Source organism: Rothia sp. SCPM-O-B-18226 (M350), assembly GCF_058213595.1.
This window is the reverse complement of the sequence record NZ_JBYQJS010000001.1, coordinates 235,408-250,548: the sequence shown is the minus strand read 5'-3', so window position 1 is coordinate 250,548 and position 15,141 is coordinate 235,408. Positions and strand designations below refer to the sequence as shown.

At 64.0% G+C, this 15,141-nt stretch carries 13 protein-coding genes and 1 tRNA gene; 5 read left to right on the top strand and 9 right to left on the bottom strand.

The genetic code is table 11. From position 1 onward, the window contains the following. Positions 1–281: 281 nt before the first annotated feature. The 3 genes from AC3E6W_RS01120 to AC3E6W_RS01110 all read right to left on the bottom strand — a co-directional run bounded on the left by AC3E6W_RS01120 (position 282) and on the right by AC3E6W_RS01110 (position 4,453). Positions 282–1,409 carry a histidinol-phosphate transaminase gene (locus tag AC3E6W_RS01120; RefSeq protein ID WP_490652126.1) on the bottom strand — a complete coding sequence of 376 codons (1,128 nt, stop codon included), beginning with the start codon at positions 1,407–1,409 and terminating at the stop codon, positions 282–284. A 119-nt stretch (positions 1,410–1,528) separates the two neighbouring features. Beyond that, positions 1,529–3,811, bottom strand: a complete 2,283-nt coding sequence (locus AC3E6W_RS01115) for an extensin (RefSeq protein WP_490652125.1) — start codon at positions 3,809–3,811, stop codon at positions 1,529–1,531. A gap of 36 nt (positions 3,812–3,847) precedes the next feature. Beyond that, positions 3,848–4,453 carry an ABC transporter substrate-binding protein gene (locus AC3E6W_RS01110; protein WP_490652124.1) on the bottom strand — a complete coding sequence of 202 codons (606 nt, stop codon included), beginning with the start codon at positions 4,451–4,453 and terminating at the stop codon, positions 3,848–3,850. 425 nt (positions 4,454–4,878) lie between these two features. Here AC3E6W_RS01110 and purB point away from each other — a divergent pair, with 425 nt between their 5' ends. Then, positions 4,879–6,312, top strand: coding sequence for an adenylosuccinate lyase (gene purB, locus AC3E6W_RS01105; protein ID WP_490652123.1), 1,434 nt, complete (start codon positions 4,879–4,881; stop codon positions 6,310–6,312). 116 nt (positions 6,313–6,428) lie between these two features. Here purB and AC3E6W_RS01100 read toward each other — a convergent pair whose 3' ends face one another. Next, complete coding sequence (locus tag AC3E6W_RS01100; RefSeq protein WP_490652122.1) at positions 6,429–7,340, bottom strand: di- and tripeptidase; 912 nt, start codon at positions 7,338–7,340, stop codon at positions 6,429–6,431. 300 nt (positions 7,341–7,640) lie between these two features. Here AC3E6W_RS01100 and AC3E6W_RS01095 point away from each other — a divergent pair, with 300 nt between their 5' ends. Then, positions 7,641–8,702 (top strand): EamA family transporter, encoded by a 1,062-nt coding sequence (locus AC3E6W_RS01095; RefSeq protein ID WP_070681094.1) that lies wholly within the window; start codon positions 7,641–7,643, stop codon positions 8,700–8,702. Between the two features lie 221 nt (positions 8,703–8,923). Continuing rightward, the gene (locus AC3E6W_RS01090) at positions 8,924–9,859 is read left to right on the top strand and encodes an EamA family transporter (RefSeq protein ID WP_490652121.1); all 936 of its coding nucleotides are present in this window, start codon (positions 8,924–8,926) and stop codon (positions 9,857–9,859) included. Positions 9,860–9,964: 105 nt separating this feature from the next. Here AC3E6W_RS01090 and AC3E6W_RS01085 read toward each other — a convergent pair whose 3' ends face one another. Continuing rightward, positions 9,965–10,750 carry a spermidine synthase gene (locus AC3E6W_RS01085; protein WP_490652120.1) on the bottom strand — a complete coding sequence of 262 codons (786 nt, stop codon included), beginning with the start codon at positions 10,748–10,750 and terminating at the stop codon, positions 9,965–9,967. Beyond that, entirely contained in the window at positions 10,750–11,535 is a 786-nt protein-coding gene (locus AC3E6W_RS01080) for a DsbA family protein (RefSeq protein WP_490652119.1), read from the bottom strand. Before AC3E6W_RS01080 ends, AC3E6W_RS01085 begins: the two co-directional genes overlap by 1 nt. A gap of 217 nt (positions 11,536–11,752) precedes the next feature. Here AC3E6W_RS01080 and AC3E6W_RS01075 point away from each other — a divergent pair. Together AC3E6W_RS01075 and AC3E6W_RS01070 are read left to right on the top strand one after the other, a co-directional pair. After that, a tRNA-Thr gene (locus AC3E6W_RS01075) sits at positions 11,753–11,827 on the top strand. A 121-nt stretch (positions 11,828–11,948) separates the two neighbouring features. Further along, positions 11,949–12,185, top strand: a complete 237-nt coding sequence (locus AC3E6W_RS01070; RefSeq protein WP_049331448.1) for a hypothetical protein — start codon at positions 11,949–11,951, stop codon at positions 12,183–12,185. 107 nt (positions 12,186–12,292) lie between these two features. On the opposite strand, the gene AC3E6W_RS01065 is transcribed toward AC3E6W_RS01070, so the two are convergent. From AC3E6W_RS01065 to AC3E6W_RS01055, 3 genes are all read right to left on the bottom strand, one after another. Further along, on the bottom strand, positions 12,293–13,168 hold the full coding sequence (locus AC3E6W_RS01065) for an HpcH/HpaI aldolase/citrate lyase family protein (RefSeq protein WP_070649985.1): 876 nt from the start codon (positions 13,166–13,168) through the stop codon (positions 12,293–12,295). Positions 13,169–13,350: 182 nt separating this feature from the next. Then, the gene (locus AC3E6W_RS01060; RefSeq protein WP_049331442.1) at positions 13,351–13,890 is read right to left on the bottom strand and encodes a hypothetical protein; all 540 of its coding nucleotides are present in this window, start codon (positions 13,888–13,890) and stop codon (positions 13,351–13,353) included. A gap of 232 nt (positions 13,891–14,122) precedes the next feature. Beyond that, entirely contained in the window at positions 14,123–15,133 is a 1,011-nt protein-coding gene (locus tag AC3E6W_RS01055; RefSeq protein ID WP_313968396.1) for an NAD(P)H-quinone oxidoreductase, read from the bottom strand. Positions 15,134–15,141 lie beyond the last annotated feature (8 nt).

Sequence of the window (15,141 nt, the reverse complement as noted above, 5' to 3'; positions counted from 1 at the left end):
CGGCCGGTGCACCATCAGGACTGGGCATATATACCTACCAGTTTACTATTTCGGGCTCTCGGCAATAACGTGCACGCTCGGAACACGCCTGGAACACCGCGTATTGCACCCCGTCATTCAGCATATGAGCAGGCAAAAACTGGCGGCGCTACCGACCGCACCTAATAGCCGAAGGAACCCTCCTATATATTCGATAATCAGAATATATAGGAGGGTTCCTTCATCTTCATACGCTCAGGACCGCTATGCGATTCAAGCTTATCCAGCGATGTTGAGCGAGATCAGCTCTTCTGCGCGAAGAGCTCGCACAGGGACAGGAAACGGTCGTTTGCCTCGACTTCACCAATGCTCACGCGCACGCCCTCGGACCCGAAGGCACGCACCGAGAGAGCATTCCGGTTCATGAGGTCAACGAACTCGCCGGTCCGCTCCCCCAGGGGCAGCCACACAAAGTTTGCGTAGGTGCTCGGGAACTCGTAGCCCAGTTCGCGTAGGCGGGCCGTGACGCGCTCACGCTCGGCCACGATGTGCCTGACCCGCTCCATGACGGCCTCCTGGTGCTCGATGGAGGCGACGGCGGCCCGCTCGGCCAGGGCGGACACGGCAAAGGGCGTCGCGGCAACCCGCAGGTGGCGGGTAATCTGCGGGTGCGAAATCGAGTAGCCCACGCGCAAACCTGCCAGGCCCTGCGCCTTGGAGAAGGTGCGCAGGATGATGACGTTCGGGTAGTCACGATAGATGTCCAGGCCGTTCAGCGGGGGCTCTTCCCCCTCCGGGATGGAGGAGGCCGCACAGAACTCGAAGTAGGCTTCGTCGATGACCACGGGAACGGTAGCCGGCACCTTCGCGAGGAAGGAGCGAATCTGGCTCTCGGTGACGGCGGGGCCGGTCGGGTTATTGGGGGTGCACACGAGGATCAGGCGGGTACGGTCGGTGACGGCCGCGGCCATAGCGTCCAGGTCGTGCGCACCGTTGGGCAGGTTGGGAACCTGCACGCTGCGGGCGCCCATGATGCCAACCAGAATGGGGTAGGCCTCGAAGGAACGCCACGCGTAGATGACTTCATCCTGCACGCCGTCGGCGTTAACGCCCGCGAAGGTTTTGAGGATCTGGTTGAGCGCACCGAGGCTGCCGGCGCCGGTCACGATGTCCTCGGCGTCCACGCCCAGCTGCCCGGCGAGAGCGGTGCGCAGGGCGGTTGAGAGGGGGTCGGGATAGCGGTGCACCGCATCGAATTCGGCCAGCACTCGCGCCACCTCGGGCACGGGGCCCAGTGGGTTCTCGTTAGAGGAAAGCTTGTACCGGGTCAGGCCCTCGACGGGAGCGGGAGGCTTACCCGCGGCATAGCTGGGCAGGGTATCGAAGACGGGGCGGACCGGGATGCTGGTGGGTTCTTCTGAGTGGCTCATAGCTTTAGTATGTGCCCGCGAGCGCCGCGGAGCCAGTGCCACCGGGATGAAGACCAGCATGGGGACAGGACGAGCCATCCCCATGCCGGTCTCCGCCACCTCACCGGCCGGGCTCCCCACTAGGCAAATACCGGCTCCCGCTCAACGGTGACGGCGCGCCGAGGCTCCGGTGCGGGGTGTATCAACCCCGGGTCGGTCTCCTCGGGAGGAATCGGCGTGCGGAACCCCGGGTCGATGTCCTCGGCCGGCGCCACGGGCATGGGAACAGGCTTCAACTCTGGTAGGTCGGGGGTAAGCGATTCCCCGCCATCGTAGTCCCCGCCCTGTCGGGGCCCGAGGAATGTGCCCCCGAACGCAGAACCAATTTTAGGGAGTGGCAGGTCATCGATGGTTGGCTGATTAATAACCTTTCCGATGTTTGCCTGTGAGCCTGCGGGCTCTGGCAGAAGGTCCGGCGGGAGCAAATCTGCCGGGGGTGGTGGACCCTCCGGCTCGACTCGGGCAGGCAATTTGATGGGGGCAGGCTCCGGGCCGCTCAGGTCTGCCGGCAAGTTGATGGCGGGCGGAACATTCTGCGGGTCGTATCCCTGCAGGGGAGGTGTTTTAGGCGTCTGCGGTGCAGGCATCTCGGGCCAGGTCGGCTTCGGGTTCTGAGGCTCCTGCGGCGGTTTAGGGTCCGGGTGAGGGAGACGCCGTTCGGCGCTCTCCCACGTATCTTGGGCTGCTTTTTGGATTCGCTCTCCCTTATCTTTGGCGTCCTGAACGCCCTTAACCATGCCGCCTGTTCCATGTTCAATCGCTTCGTCTACACCCTTCTCGTCAAACCTAACTCCCGATTTGTAGGCCTGACGCGAGTAGATTCCGATACGTGAGATCGTTACGTCCCTCCGCTCAGCTAGGCTGTATCCATCCGGCATAGCAGAACCCGAGGTAACCTTCTGTTCCCCTAGCACGTATTCCTTACCATCCATCGCCGCACGGATGCCCCCGGGTACCGCGTTGCTATACCCTTCGCGGTCTAGGGCTTCTCTGTATTTCTCGCCATGGTGTACAGAGTTCTGGACGGTGATTGATGTATCACGGTCGTCAGGACGCCAACCTCCTTCAGGCCTCACCGCGCTATCCGGGACGATATCGCCTTCACCTTCTACATAATCCACGGCGAAGTCTCGGCGTTTGGCGGGCAAACCTCGTAGCGGAGCACCTTGGGCGTAGATACCGACGATGTTGATTTCTTTGGCGACCTCGAAACTATTAGCCATGTTGTAGGCAATCATGGCTCCCTGGCTGAACCCTTCCAGGTACACGCGGGCCCCCTGCGGTGCGCCGGCATCACGCAAAGCCTGCAGAACCATCCGATAGGCGGGGTTCCTCGTGGTATCTTCACCTAACGTTTCACGCACAGCACCCGCAGGGTCCATGGGAGAACCACCCCAGGAGTCAAAGTTAGTGCCCGGAATACTCACCACGTACAGGGCGTAGGAGGGATCGCCCTCGTGGCCTTCTTCGTACATGACGGTAACCATCACGGCACCGCGTTCACCCTTCGTCGGGTCCTGCTGAGAACGCTCGAATTCCTGGTCTTGAGCCTTGGCGGCCGCCTGCAAACGTTCCGAGCTGGAGCCTACGGAAAGCTGATTTTTCTCTCCCCGGTGCGCACCAACCCCGTACTCATCAGCCGAAGCGGTACGCACGTTGTGTGCCGTGCTGCCCACGTCCCGCCACGTATTCGCCTTCTCCACCGATAGTTTGGCCTTCCCGATGAATTTCTCAATGATTTTCGCGGGAATTCCGGTAATCCTGGACAGCCGTCCAGCCACTCGCCGGCGGGCAATCTCGGGGTTGAGTCGGGCGTCAAGATAGGCCGTCGCTCCGAAAAGTACCGCCGCGACGAGGGGTGAATAGGGCATTGCTATTGATGCGCTGTAGTACCCGAGCTCGGGCAGCGTCAGCCGGATAAGGTACCGGACCTCGTCGGGGTCGCCGGCTAGGGCGCCGCGGATGTGGGTTCGCACCGTCTGACCGTCAGGCAGCTTACCGTCCTGGGTGATGCCGAGCGATTCAAACCAGCCGGCCACCATGTTCTCGACCTGCAGGTAGGCGCTGTGGGCGAGGCGCACGGCCACCGCCGTGGCCACCAGATCGGCGGCGCTTTGGCCCATTCCGGCGGCCAGCATGGTGCACTGGCCGCTGGCCAGACGGGCGCGCGCGTTGACCCCGAGAAAGAGCATCGTCTCTGCGCCAATGCTCGAAATGGGTATCGGGCGTTCGGCACAGCACTGGCTGGCGTAAGTGAGAGAATCGGCGATGGCGGGCATCTCTTCCAGGGTGACGGTGATGGTCGCCCCGGTGGGGGCCGAGCCGCTCCCCTCGACGGGAAGGGCGTACGTTGCGTTGGTCATGGGTTCTCCTAGCGGCGACTAGCGGTGAGCGGCGGTCTAATAGCCGGTTTGGCGGGTAACGAGCGCGTTGAGCCCCTCGGGGAGGCTGACGTGCATGAGGGAATCAAGCTCGTGTTGCGCGGACCCCGCGTGGCGGGCCACGAGGTCCTCCAGTTTTCCGGGGTCGAGGATATCGGCGGCGGTATCCGCGAGGGACCCGAGAAGGCTGTCGAGGGCACCGGCCGCGGCGGTAACGGCCTGGGCCTTGGCGGTCAGTTCGGCGGCGAGCTCTTCGGCGGCGGCGGCAATATCGGCCGCCGCGTTCTCGGCAATCTGTGCCCTGTCTCGAATACTGTCGCGGTGCCTTTCGAGCTGCCTGCGGAAGGCGCGGCCCGCCTCCGAGGCCCAGTGCTCTGTTCCGAGCTCGCCGGTGCGCGCGTAGACCCCCTGTATCTCGTGGGCCTCGGCGCGCATGCGTGCGGAAAGCTCGGCACCCTTGGTGCGAGCCAAGGCGGCTGCCGCGAGGAGCGAGGCGGCGAACGCGCGTCCGGCCGCGGAGCCGATGCCCATATGGCCGGCGGCACGCAGAATATCCGCGGTGCTGGGCGGGTTGGGGGTTCCCGGAGGCGCAGATGGCGGTGTGGAATCGACGAAGGTGGGCACGGCGCGTCCTTTCGGAGGAGCCGGTTACGGATACCGGCTTAGCGGGTGGACTTTGGTTCCAGCCTATGGGCGGGCCGGCGTTGCTCCCCCGGCTTTTAGCCGCCTGTGGATAGCGACCCCACAAAACGAAAAATCCGCACGGATTTGAGCTGCAGAACCCGCAAAATGCTTTATCCACAGCTTCCGCCGCCGTCATATTTCCGCGCAAAGATTGCCTCGAAGCCACTCCGAAACCGCTTCGGAACCGAAAAAGCGCCCACCCGTTGGAGTCGGCGCGCCCGCGGCGAGCGCCGCCCGGACCATCCCCGACACCACCCGGACCGCAGTCTGGGCCTTCGCCCAAACCACTATCCAGAGCGCCCTCCAACCGCCCACCGCCCCGCACCCCGCCCGCATTTTCCGGCGATCCATGCGAAAATGGAGTTATGTCTCACACCAATAACACCATCCTGCCTTCTGGCCGTATCGATTTGGGCACCGGCGAACTCGCTCTGGGCCCTCTGGACGGACGCTACGCCTCCGTCACCGCACCCCTGACGAACTACCTTTCTGAGGCGGCGCTGAACCGCGACCGCATCCACGTCGAGGTCGAGTGGTTCATCTACCTGTGCGAGCACAAGGTGCTGCCGGGCCTGTCCCCGCTGAGCGAGGAGCAGAAGAAGGGCCTGCGCGCCATCGTGACCGATTTCAACGCCGAATCCGTGGCCGAGCTGGCCGAGATTGAGGCCGTGACCGTTCACGACGTAAAGGCCGTCGAGTACTACATCGGTCGCCGTCTGAAGGGCCTGGGCCTGGACCACCTGGTGCCGCTGGTTCACTTCGGCTGCACCTCCGAAGACATCAACAACCTCTCCTACGCCCTGGGCATCAAGGATGCCGTGCAGAACGTGTGGATCCCCGCAGCCGAGGAGCTGATTGAGGTTCTGCTGAACCTGGCTGAGGAGGGCCGAGAGGTTCCCATGCTCTCGCGCACCCACGGCCAGCCCGCAACCCCGACCACCCTGGGCAAGGAGATGGGCGTGCTCGCCTACCGTCTGAAGCGCCAGGTCAAGCATGTGAAGGCAACCGAGTTCCTCGGCAAGATTAACGGTGCGACCGGCACCTATGCCGCGCACTACGCCTCGGTGCCCACCGCCGATTGGCAGAAGATTTCTCGCGGTTTCGTTGAGCACCTGGGCCTGACCTGGAACCCGCTGACCACCCAGATTGAGTCGCACGACTGGCAGGCCGAGCTGTACTCGGATATCGCGCACTTCAACCGCGTGCTGCACAACCTCTGCACCGATGTGTGGAGCTACATTTCGATTGGTTTCTTCCGCCAGATTCCGGTGGCCGGTGCGACCGGTTCGTCCACCATGCCGCACAAGGTGAACCCGATTCGCTTCGAGAACGCGGAGGCTAACCTGGAGCTCTCCAACGCCCTGCTGGATTCGCTGGGCTCGACCCTGGTGACCTCCCGCTGGCAGCGCGACCTGACCGATTCCTCGGCTCAGCGCAACATCGGCGTGGCCTTCGGTCACTCGGTCCTGGCCATCTCGAACGTGGTGAAGGGCCTGAACCGCCTGGACATCGCGGCCGACGTGATTTCTGCCGACCTGGACTCCAACTGGGAGGTTCTGGCCGAGGCAATCCAGATGGTGATGCGCGCAGAGGCTATCGCGGGCGTTCCCGGCATGGAGAACCCCTACGAGCGTCTGAAGGAGCTGACCCGCGGTCACCGCGTGGATGCGGCTCGCCTCAAGGAGTTCGTGGCAACCCTGGGCCTTTCCCCCGAGGCCGAGGAGCGTCTGTCGAACCTGACCCCGCACACCTACAACGGCATTGCGGCTCAGCTGCTCGATCACGCGAAGAACGCGTAGTCGGTAGCATCGGCTGAGCGCCGGTCTTAACGCTGAAGACCCCGGGTCCCTGAGTTCAGGGATCCGGGGTCTTCAGCGTGTTGGGGCTTTGCTATGTCTGCTAACCAGCGAGGGTTTTAGCGCTCGAGCATAGGGCGGTTTTCGGTCTCAGTGTCGTGGCCCTTGCCACGGGTGAAGACCTTTCCGGCAGCCTTACTAGCGACCTTGCCCGCACCCTTGAGAATCGAACCGGCCTTATCCACGAGCTGGCCTCGTTCGCCGCGGGTGCTCTCCGGGGACTCATCCTCTTCGGACTTTACGCGCGGCGCGCGCGGGGTAATCATGAGCTCCGTGGGGAAGTATGCCGGGGCGTCGCCGAAAGCGTTACGAGTGTTGCGCACGACATCCTTGCCGAGAGCCAGGTTTGCGCCGCCGCCGACCACAGCACCCACGCCGAAGGGCAGGGCACGGCCGAGTAGCGCGCCGGTCTGACGCGAGAGGAATCGACGAATGAACAGGTTGCGGATGGTGCGCTCGACGCTGAACATCTTGCCGCCGGAGGAATTGCCCAGCAGCATACCCCACTTATTGGATACGCCGCTTGCCTTACCGGTCTGCAGCAGCACGGTGTTCATGAGCTGCGAGCCCTCCTCGCCGAGCATGATGGCCATGACCATGGAGCGGGCGGTTTCGGGGTCGTGCACGTGCACGCCGTGCAGCTCGGCGACGGCCTGGGCGTAGAGGGCGGTGCGTTCCATGTAACCGCCCACGGCGAGCGCCGAGAGGCTCATGGAGGTAATGGTGCCGACGCCGGGCACGAATGCGGATGCGCCGGTCACGCCACCGATGGCGGTGATGTCGCGCAGGTAGGCGCGGTCGAGGCGCTTGTGAATCTGTGCGGGGGTTTCGTCGGGGTGCGCTTCGCGCAGCTTCTTGACGATGGACAGCGCGAGCGGTCGTTGCAGGCGCAGGACGTTATCGAGGGTGGTGGTCAACGCCGGGCGGGGGTTGCCGTCCTCATCGAATAGAGACTTCTTCGGGTCAATCATGTCTTTAGTAAAGCACGGTCGGGTGAATATTTCCTGAACGGGCGGGCCTTCCGGCGGGCTGGAAGAGCCTTGTTCACCGAGGGCTTGAGTTCACCGAGGGCTTGAGCGCGGTCGTCCGGCCGGGTGCGGCGGCGCTTCTGAAATCGCTTCCCATTCATTTGCGCCCTTTTTTAAACCGCGTAAAATTGTCCTAGGTTACACACTATTCATTGTCTGCATAATGCGTGACCCGTTTCACGGCGATTCGGGTTGGGCTGTACCGCCGATACTTGCTTACGCTTCATGCTGTAAAGGATTACCATGACTTCTTCCGCCAGCACGCCCACGGCTGCGCGTTCTCCCCTGGCCACTCAGGGGCTGGGTGTCGCCTACGCGACCGGCGCGATTATTTCCGCGCAATTCGGTTCAGCCCTCGCGAAGCAGCTCATGGGTGATTTGGGGCCCTGGGGTGTGGTGGCGCTACGTCTGCTGACCTCCACCATCCTGCTGTACGTGTTCTTCCGCCCGAATATTCTCGCGTGGACGCGCGCGCAGTGGACCGCGGTCATCGTGCTGGGCGTGGCCCTTACCGGCGCGAACGCCTTCTTCTACGTGGCGATTGAGCAGGTTCCGCTGGCGATTGCCGTGGCGATCGAGTTTATGGGCCCGCTGGTGTTGGCGACCGTTATGTCCCGCCGCAAGCTGGACCTGGTGTGGATTGCCCTGTCCTTTAGCGGCATGGCGATTCTGACGGCCGAATCACAGGCCAAGCCTGAGGACTTTGCCCTGGTGGGCGTGTTTTTCGCGGTACTGACGGCGATTTCGCGTGCCGCCTACATCCTGGCGACGGAGAAGGTGGGCGCGCTCATCCCGGGTATGGGCGGCATGGTCATGGGTAACGTTGTCTCTACCCTGCTGGTTCTGCCGTTCCCGTTCCTTATTAGCGGCAACAACCTGCTGAAGGTCACCCAGGATGTGAACCTGCTGGCTATTGGCTGCCTGATGGGCCTGCTGGCTTCGGCCATCCCGGCCCTGGGCGAGGTCTCTTCCCTGCGCCTGCTGCCGGCGCACATCTACAGCGTGGTGCTTTCGCTGGAACCGGCGATTGCCGCGCTGGTGGGCGTCATTATGCTGGCCGAGCCGACGGATGCGGTTCGCTGGCTGGCCATCTCGCTGCTGGTGCTGGCGAGTATCGGCATCTCCATTTCGCACGCCCGCGCCCAAAAACGGGCCCAGGAACGCGGTGATAGCGAGGAGATGGATCGCTACCTCCCCGGCGCGGTGGACGCGCACGCGGTGGACATCGCACAGATGGCGACCAGTTCCATTACGCTTCCATCGGCCGAGCAGATTAGGGCCGACCGTGAGGCGAAGGGCCTCTAGGTAGCCGTAGAGAGCCCAGCTGAATATTGCGCTGGAGAGCATGTCTCTTCTTTCTCGCACCCCCGGGTAGCACGTAGGATAGTATCTCGTGCCCGGGGGTGCACTGTTTAAGCTCGTACCCTGCCCCCCATTCGAGAACCCGCACAAGCACCGCCGATTTACGAGGTACCCCGAGGAGAGCCATGCAGCATACCGCGCACCAACGCCCTGCCCTAGGCATCATGTTTGTTTTGATGTCCTGCTCGTCGCTACAGTTCGGCGCGGCCTTCGCGGTGACGCTCTTCCCGCTGTTCGGCGCGCTTGCCGTGAGCGTGAGCCGTCTGGCGATTGCTTCCATTGTGGTGGGTAGCACCGTGTGGCTGGCTGCTCGTTGGCGTGCCCGCCGCGGCGATACGATGCCTCCGGGCCCGCTGTCCTGGTCGAAGGAGCAGTGGCGTGCCGTGGTGATTTTCGGTTTAACGTTCGGCATGATGAACGGCTTCTTCTACTGCGCGATTGACCGTATCCCCATCGGCCTGGCGGTGGCGGTGGAGTTTTTGGGCCCGCTCGCGCTGGCGTCCCTACTGACCCGCAGGATGCGCGACGCGGTGTGGGTCCTCTGCGCCCTGGCGGGCATGCTGGTGCTCGGCTACGAGGCGGCGGTCGGCACGGATACCGACTACCTGGGTCTGACGTTCGCGTTGATTGCCGGCGTGTTCTGGGCGTTGTATATTCGCTCTAGCGCGAAGGTGGGTGCCCTGGTTCCGGGTGCGAGCGGCCTGGCGGTGGCGATGCTTATTGGTGCTGCGTTTATTGCCCCGGTGGCGGCGGTTGTTCCGGCATCCCAGCCGCTGTGGAATGCGGCTCAGGACCCGGTGCTACTCCTCATGATTTTCGGTACCGCGATGTTCGCCTCGGTGATTCCCTACAGCGCGGAGCTGATGGCCCTGCGCAACCTGCCGCAGCAGGTGTTTAGCGTGTTGATGAGCATGGAGCCCGCCATCGCGGCGATTGCCGGCTGGGCGCTGCTAAACCAGGAGACGGGCCCGATTCGTTGGGTGGCGATCTGCCTGCTCATGACGGCGAGCGTGGGCATTACGCTGACCACCGCGCAGAGCGGCTCTTCCAAGCAGCAGGATGAGGGCGAGGAGCCCGTTCCCATGCCGCTGCCCGAATAGGCCCCGCCCGCGGGCGACGGCCCGGGGTCGCCGGTGCACGGCATATAGAAAACCGTTGAGGCGGGTACCCGGTCGGTACCCGCCTCAACGGTCTAAATCTCGCGCCTAAGCCTCCAGGCTGTCCAGCAGGTCGCGCAGCTCGTCGGTGGTAAGCACCTCCGCCGGATGCGGTCCCATTGCGTACAGTAGGTCCTGGGTGTCCTCGTCCAGCTCGCGGGAGGTACCGATCAGTACGAGGTTTCCCTCGTTCTCGCCGCTGAGCATCGAACTTTCGCACAGGCACCACACGTGGTCAAAAACCTCGAGCATGTCTACCGCCTGCAGGCGGAAGAAGGGCAAGCCCGCATCGTCACCCACATTGACCGCGACCATGCCGCGCTCGCTCAGGGCGTCCTTGAGTTCGCGGTAGAAGTCGCGGTTCGCCAGGTGTGCGGGTGCATCCATGCCGGTGAAAATATCGAGGATAATCGCGTCGAAGCCGGTCACGCCCAGCAGTTCGGGCAGGTGGGCCAGCTGCTCGCGGGCATCGCCCACCACGAGCCGGCAGTCGGTACCGGCGGGTAGCGGCAGCCGGTCGGTCACGAAGCCCATGAGCTCGGGTTCAATATCCACGGCAACCTGGCGTGAGCCGGGGCGGGTCGCCTGAATATAGCGCACAAGGGTGAGCGCACCGGCGCCCAGGTGCGCGGCGGTAATGGGCTCGCCAGCAGGGGCGAGCGCATCCACCGCGTTCGCGATGCGGCGCAGGTACTCGTAGAACACGTAGGAGGGATCCGCGGTATCCACGTGGGACTGCTCGGCGCCACCGATTTCGAGGACGTGGCCGTGGTCGCTGAACCCGTCGGGGTGAATTTCGGCGCGCTGCCCGCCGGAGAGCTGAATGTGTGCCACTACTTCACGCCAGCTTCACGCTTGAAGGTGCTGACCAGGTCGTCCACCGAGGAGGAAGAATCCAGGCCCTCGATGACCTTATCGTTCACGGCGAAGGTGGGGGTTCCCTTCACGCCAATCTTGACGGCGTGCTCGTAGTCGCGCTGGATGGGCTTGACGGTGTCGGAGGCGAGTAGGACCTTGTCGAATTCTTCGACGTTCAGGCCCAGTTCCTTGGCGTAGTCGTTGAAGAGGGTGCGCAGCTTGTCGCGTTCTTTGATGTTCTTCCAGTCGTTCTGGGTGGCGAAGAGCTTATCGGCCATTTCGAGGTGCTTACCCTGCGCTTCTGCGGCCTGCACGGCCAGGGCGGCCGGCACGGCGTTGGCGTGCATGCTCAGGGGCATGTGGCGGGCGGTCACGTTCAGCACGCCGTCGAGCTTCTTGGCGGCCTCCTCGAACTTCGGCTCTGCCTTGGCGCAGTAGGGGCACTGGAAGTCGGTGTACAGGGTTGCGGTGCCCGCGCCGGGTACTTCGCGGTTGAGGCGGAAGCCGACGTAGCCGTCATCCGCGGTAGCCGATGCGGAAGCGGTCTCCGAAGCCGAGCTCAAGGGAGTAGCGGACGCGCTTGCGGATGCGCTCGCCGATGCCGCGGCGGTGCTCTCCGAGGTGGCGCTCGCTGAGCCGCCTGCCGAGCCGCTCGCGGAGGCGGTAGAGGAGGCCTGGGATGAGCCGCAGGCGCTCAGGCCCAGTGCGGCGGCGGGAAGCGCGCCGATGAGCAGGGCGCGGCGGGTAAAGGGTGAGGTCATGGTATTCCTCCTAAGAATCGGTGCCGGGGCGCACGGATAACGCTTAGGTTCATCTTATCCCGCCGACGCGGCGGGTGCATGACGCGTCCGCGCGGGGCTCTTGCGCGGAGCCGCCGTAGCAACGCGATGATTCGCCTCTCCCCCGCCTTTTTGGTACTATTGCGGGGTATGCACTGTTCCGCGGAAAGCCCGTCTTAACGCGGCAGGTAGCGTATGTGCCTCTATAGCTCAGGGGTAGAGCATTTCCCTCGTAAAGAAAAGGTCGTGGGTTCGAATCCCACTGGGGGCTCCACATCCGCCGTAACAAGGCCGGTTTCCGGTGTGTTGCGGCGGTTTTTAGTATCGTCTTCGGCATGCGAGGCCCCGGCCCCGTTCCGAGGCGTCCGACAGCTCGCTCTATCCCGGGAGGCCTCATGTCTTCGTCCCGCACCTCCGCCCGCAAGGGCTCCTCGCAGCGCGCCCCGTTCACCCCCACCGTGCGCTTCGCCATCGTCTACGTGCTGGCGCTCGTGATTTCGCTGGCGGTTTGGTTCTTCTACCGCGCCGTCTATGAGGACGACACCTCGTTCCTGGTGCCCATCGTGATTTCCCTGGCGACGTCCTACGTTGCCGCGCACGCCCTTACGGGCGGCCGTTCCCCGCGTAACTAGTCGCCAAGCCCGTCCGCCGGTCGGTGGCCGGAGCGTTAAACCAAAGGCCGCGCGTCCGAATCCCTCCGAGGGGTCGGATGCGCGGCCTTCGCTATAGGGCCGGCGCGTTACTTGGATGCGCGCTGGATGTCGCTGTCGGTCTTGCCCCACAGGCCGTAGACCTTGGCGAGTTCCTTGACCTTCTTGGCGCGCAGGTAGCGCGGCAGGTAGGAGCCGTCGCGGGGGCCGTCGATGGGCACGTCGAGCATCTGGTGGGCCTCTTCAATCTCAACCTCGCTGGGCGAGAAGGCCGCGTTGATGGTCTCTGCCTGGCGGATATCCAGGGTGATCTTGCCGGTCATGCCGTGGTCGCTCGCGAAGCCGCAGGCCTTGGAGAGGTCCCCGCCGTAGGCGCCGAGGGTCGGGCCGTCGATGGGGCCGGGCAGGCCACCCAGGGTGGAGGCGATGACCAACTGCGAACGCACGTAGGCCAGGGCCATGGGGGTTGCGGAGGAACCGGTGTCGCGGCGGTAGTCGCCCGCGCCGAAGGCCAGGCGGAAGGTGCCGATGGCGCGAGCAATCTCGACCGAGTGGTGCACACCCAGGGCCGATTCAATCAGCGCGATGATGGGGGTACCGGCGGGCAGCTCAGCTGAGGTACGGTCGATGTCGGTGGCGTGCTCGGCGGTGGCGAGCATGACGCCTCGCAAACCCTTCACGCTCTTGAGGGCCTTGACGTCTTTCCACCAGTGCTCGGTGGTGATGGCGTTGATACGAACCCAGGCAACCACGCCGGAGTTCAGCATGCGGACGACCTGTTCGCGGGCGGCGTCCTTCTCTTCGGGCGGGCAACCGTCCTCGAGGTCAATAATGATGGAATCGGCCTCGGATTCGAAGGCCTGCTCAAAAACGTCTTCGCTGGCGTTGGCGCGAACGAGCAACCAGGAGCGGGAGAGGCTGGGGCGCAGCTGGCGCGCGCGCTCGTTCCTATGGAATTCAAACATGGTGTGTGACTTCTTCCGTCAATCGTTAATGCATTGGTTATGCCGTAGAGGGCCTGGACCGAGCTGCGATTCTCGATTGCGTACCATCGTCACCTCCATTGTGACTGAACCGCTTGCGGGGTGTCATGCACCTCTCTTTTAAGCGTATCGTGTGCCCGGTGGAGCATCAAACTGACGTACCACTAGGCCTCGACGAGTTCGGTCCGTCCCACGGGGATTCCGTCGTCGAAGGTCAGCTCGCCGGCCGCTTCCTTTTGGGCGCGGCGAATCAGACGTTCGGCCTCTTGCACGTGCTGCACCACGGTCTCAACGCGGCGGTGCACGCTCACCTGGCGGTCGCATCCGGTGGTGCACTCGCCGAAGCAGCGGGCCATGGCCAGGGCCTCGGCGCAGAGGGCCACGGCGTTGCCGGCCTTGGAGAGGGCGCGGTTGAGGTCGGAGTAGGTGCCGAATTGCGAGGCGGGGATATCGCCGTCGCTGGGGGCGAGGCGGTGGGCCTCCATGGCCACGGCACGCACCCGGGGGATGAGGTCGGCAAGCTCGTTGGCGTCCGGCACGATGAGTTCAATCATGGAGGCGGAGGACTCGGTGCCCGCCAGACGCTCGAGCACCTGGTGGAATCGGTCGATGCCGCGAATAAAGCGGTCGTGGGAGCGCCGCCAGATGCCCTTGCCGAGCTCGGCGTCGTCTCGGCGCGATTGCAGGTAGCTTTTGAGTCCCATGAGTCCTCCTCTACGTTAGGTGTGTGCCGTGAACGGTTATCGGGTGGGAGTCGCTCGCGGCCGGTGAGCGTCGGATGCGTGCATCACCTTCCGCGGCGAGCCACAAACCCATCTATACTTAGGTTACCCTAAATCTTCTTTTGGTGACGGTTCGTCAGGGAAATATGAGCATTTATGTCACGTTTCGCGGAGCACGGCAACAAGGTTTTCTCCGCACCCCGCGGAAACCTTTCTAATCGACCCGCAGCACCACCTTGCCGCGGTGCAGACCGGAATCAAAGTACTCGTGCGCCTCGGCCGCGGCCTCCAGGGGGAATACCCGGTCAAGACCCACGCCGATGCGACCCGACTCGACCAGCGGGAGGATCTGCTCGCGCACGCCGCGCAGAATTTCGGCTTTCTGGGCCTCGGGGCGGCTGCGCAGGCTCGTGGCGTGCACCGAGAGCCGGTGCGTGAGTGCGTACGCGAGGTCCAGCTCGGCCTTTCGTCCGCCCTGCAACCCGATGATGCACAGGTGCCCACCGTCGGCGAGGGTGTGCAGGTTATCCTCAAAGTACCGCCCGCCCACGACGTCCAGGATGTAGTCCGCGCCGCGCCCGCCGGTCTCCGACAGAACGACATCCCGGAACGAATGTTCCCGATACACGATGGGTTCAGCACCCAGCGAGCGTACGTACTCCGCTTTCTCTTCGGTCCCAACCGTGGCGAATACGCGGGTTCCCGCGGCCAGTGCCACCTGAATGGCGTGCACCCCGATGCCCCCGGTGCCGCCGTGCACCAGCACCGTGGCGCTCTGCCCGTCCTCGCGCAGGTTCTCGGCGGGATCCATGCTCATGCCGCAGGTCAGTACCAGGTTGGAGTAGACCGTGGCGGCCACCTCGGGTAGCGCCGCGGCCTCTTCAAAGCTCAGGTTCTCGGGCTTCGGCAGCAGCAGGTCCACCGGAACCGTCACGTAGTCGGCGTACCCACCTCCGGGGAGCAGAGCCATCACGGGACGACCGCAGTTCTCGACGGATGCCCCCTCGCCAACGGCCTCGATTTCCCCGGCCACTTCCAGGCCGTAGATGGAGCTTGATCCAGGAGGGGGCGGGTAGAATCCGCGGCGCTGCAGGGCATCCGCACGGTTGATGCCGGCGGCGCGAACGCGGATGAGCACCTCACGCGAACGGGGAACGGGGGCGGGAATCTCGCTGACCCGAAGCACCTCGGGACCGCCGTGGTTTTCCTCAATAATTGCTCGCATGAGCCCTC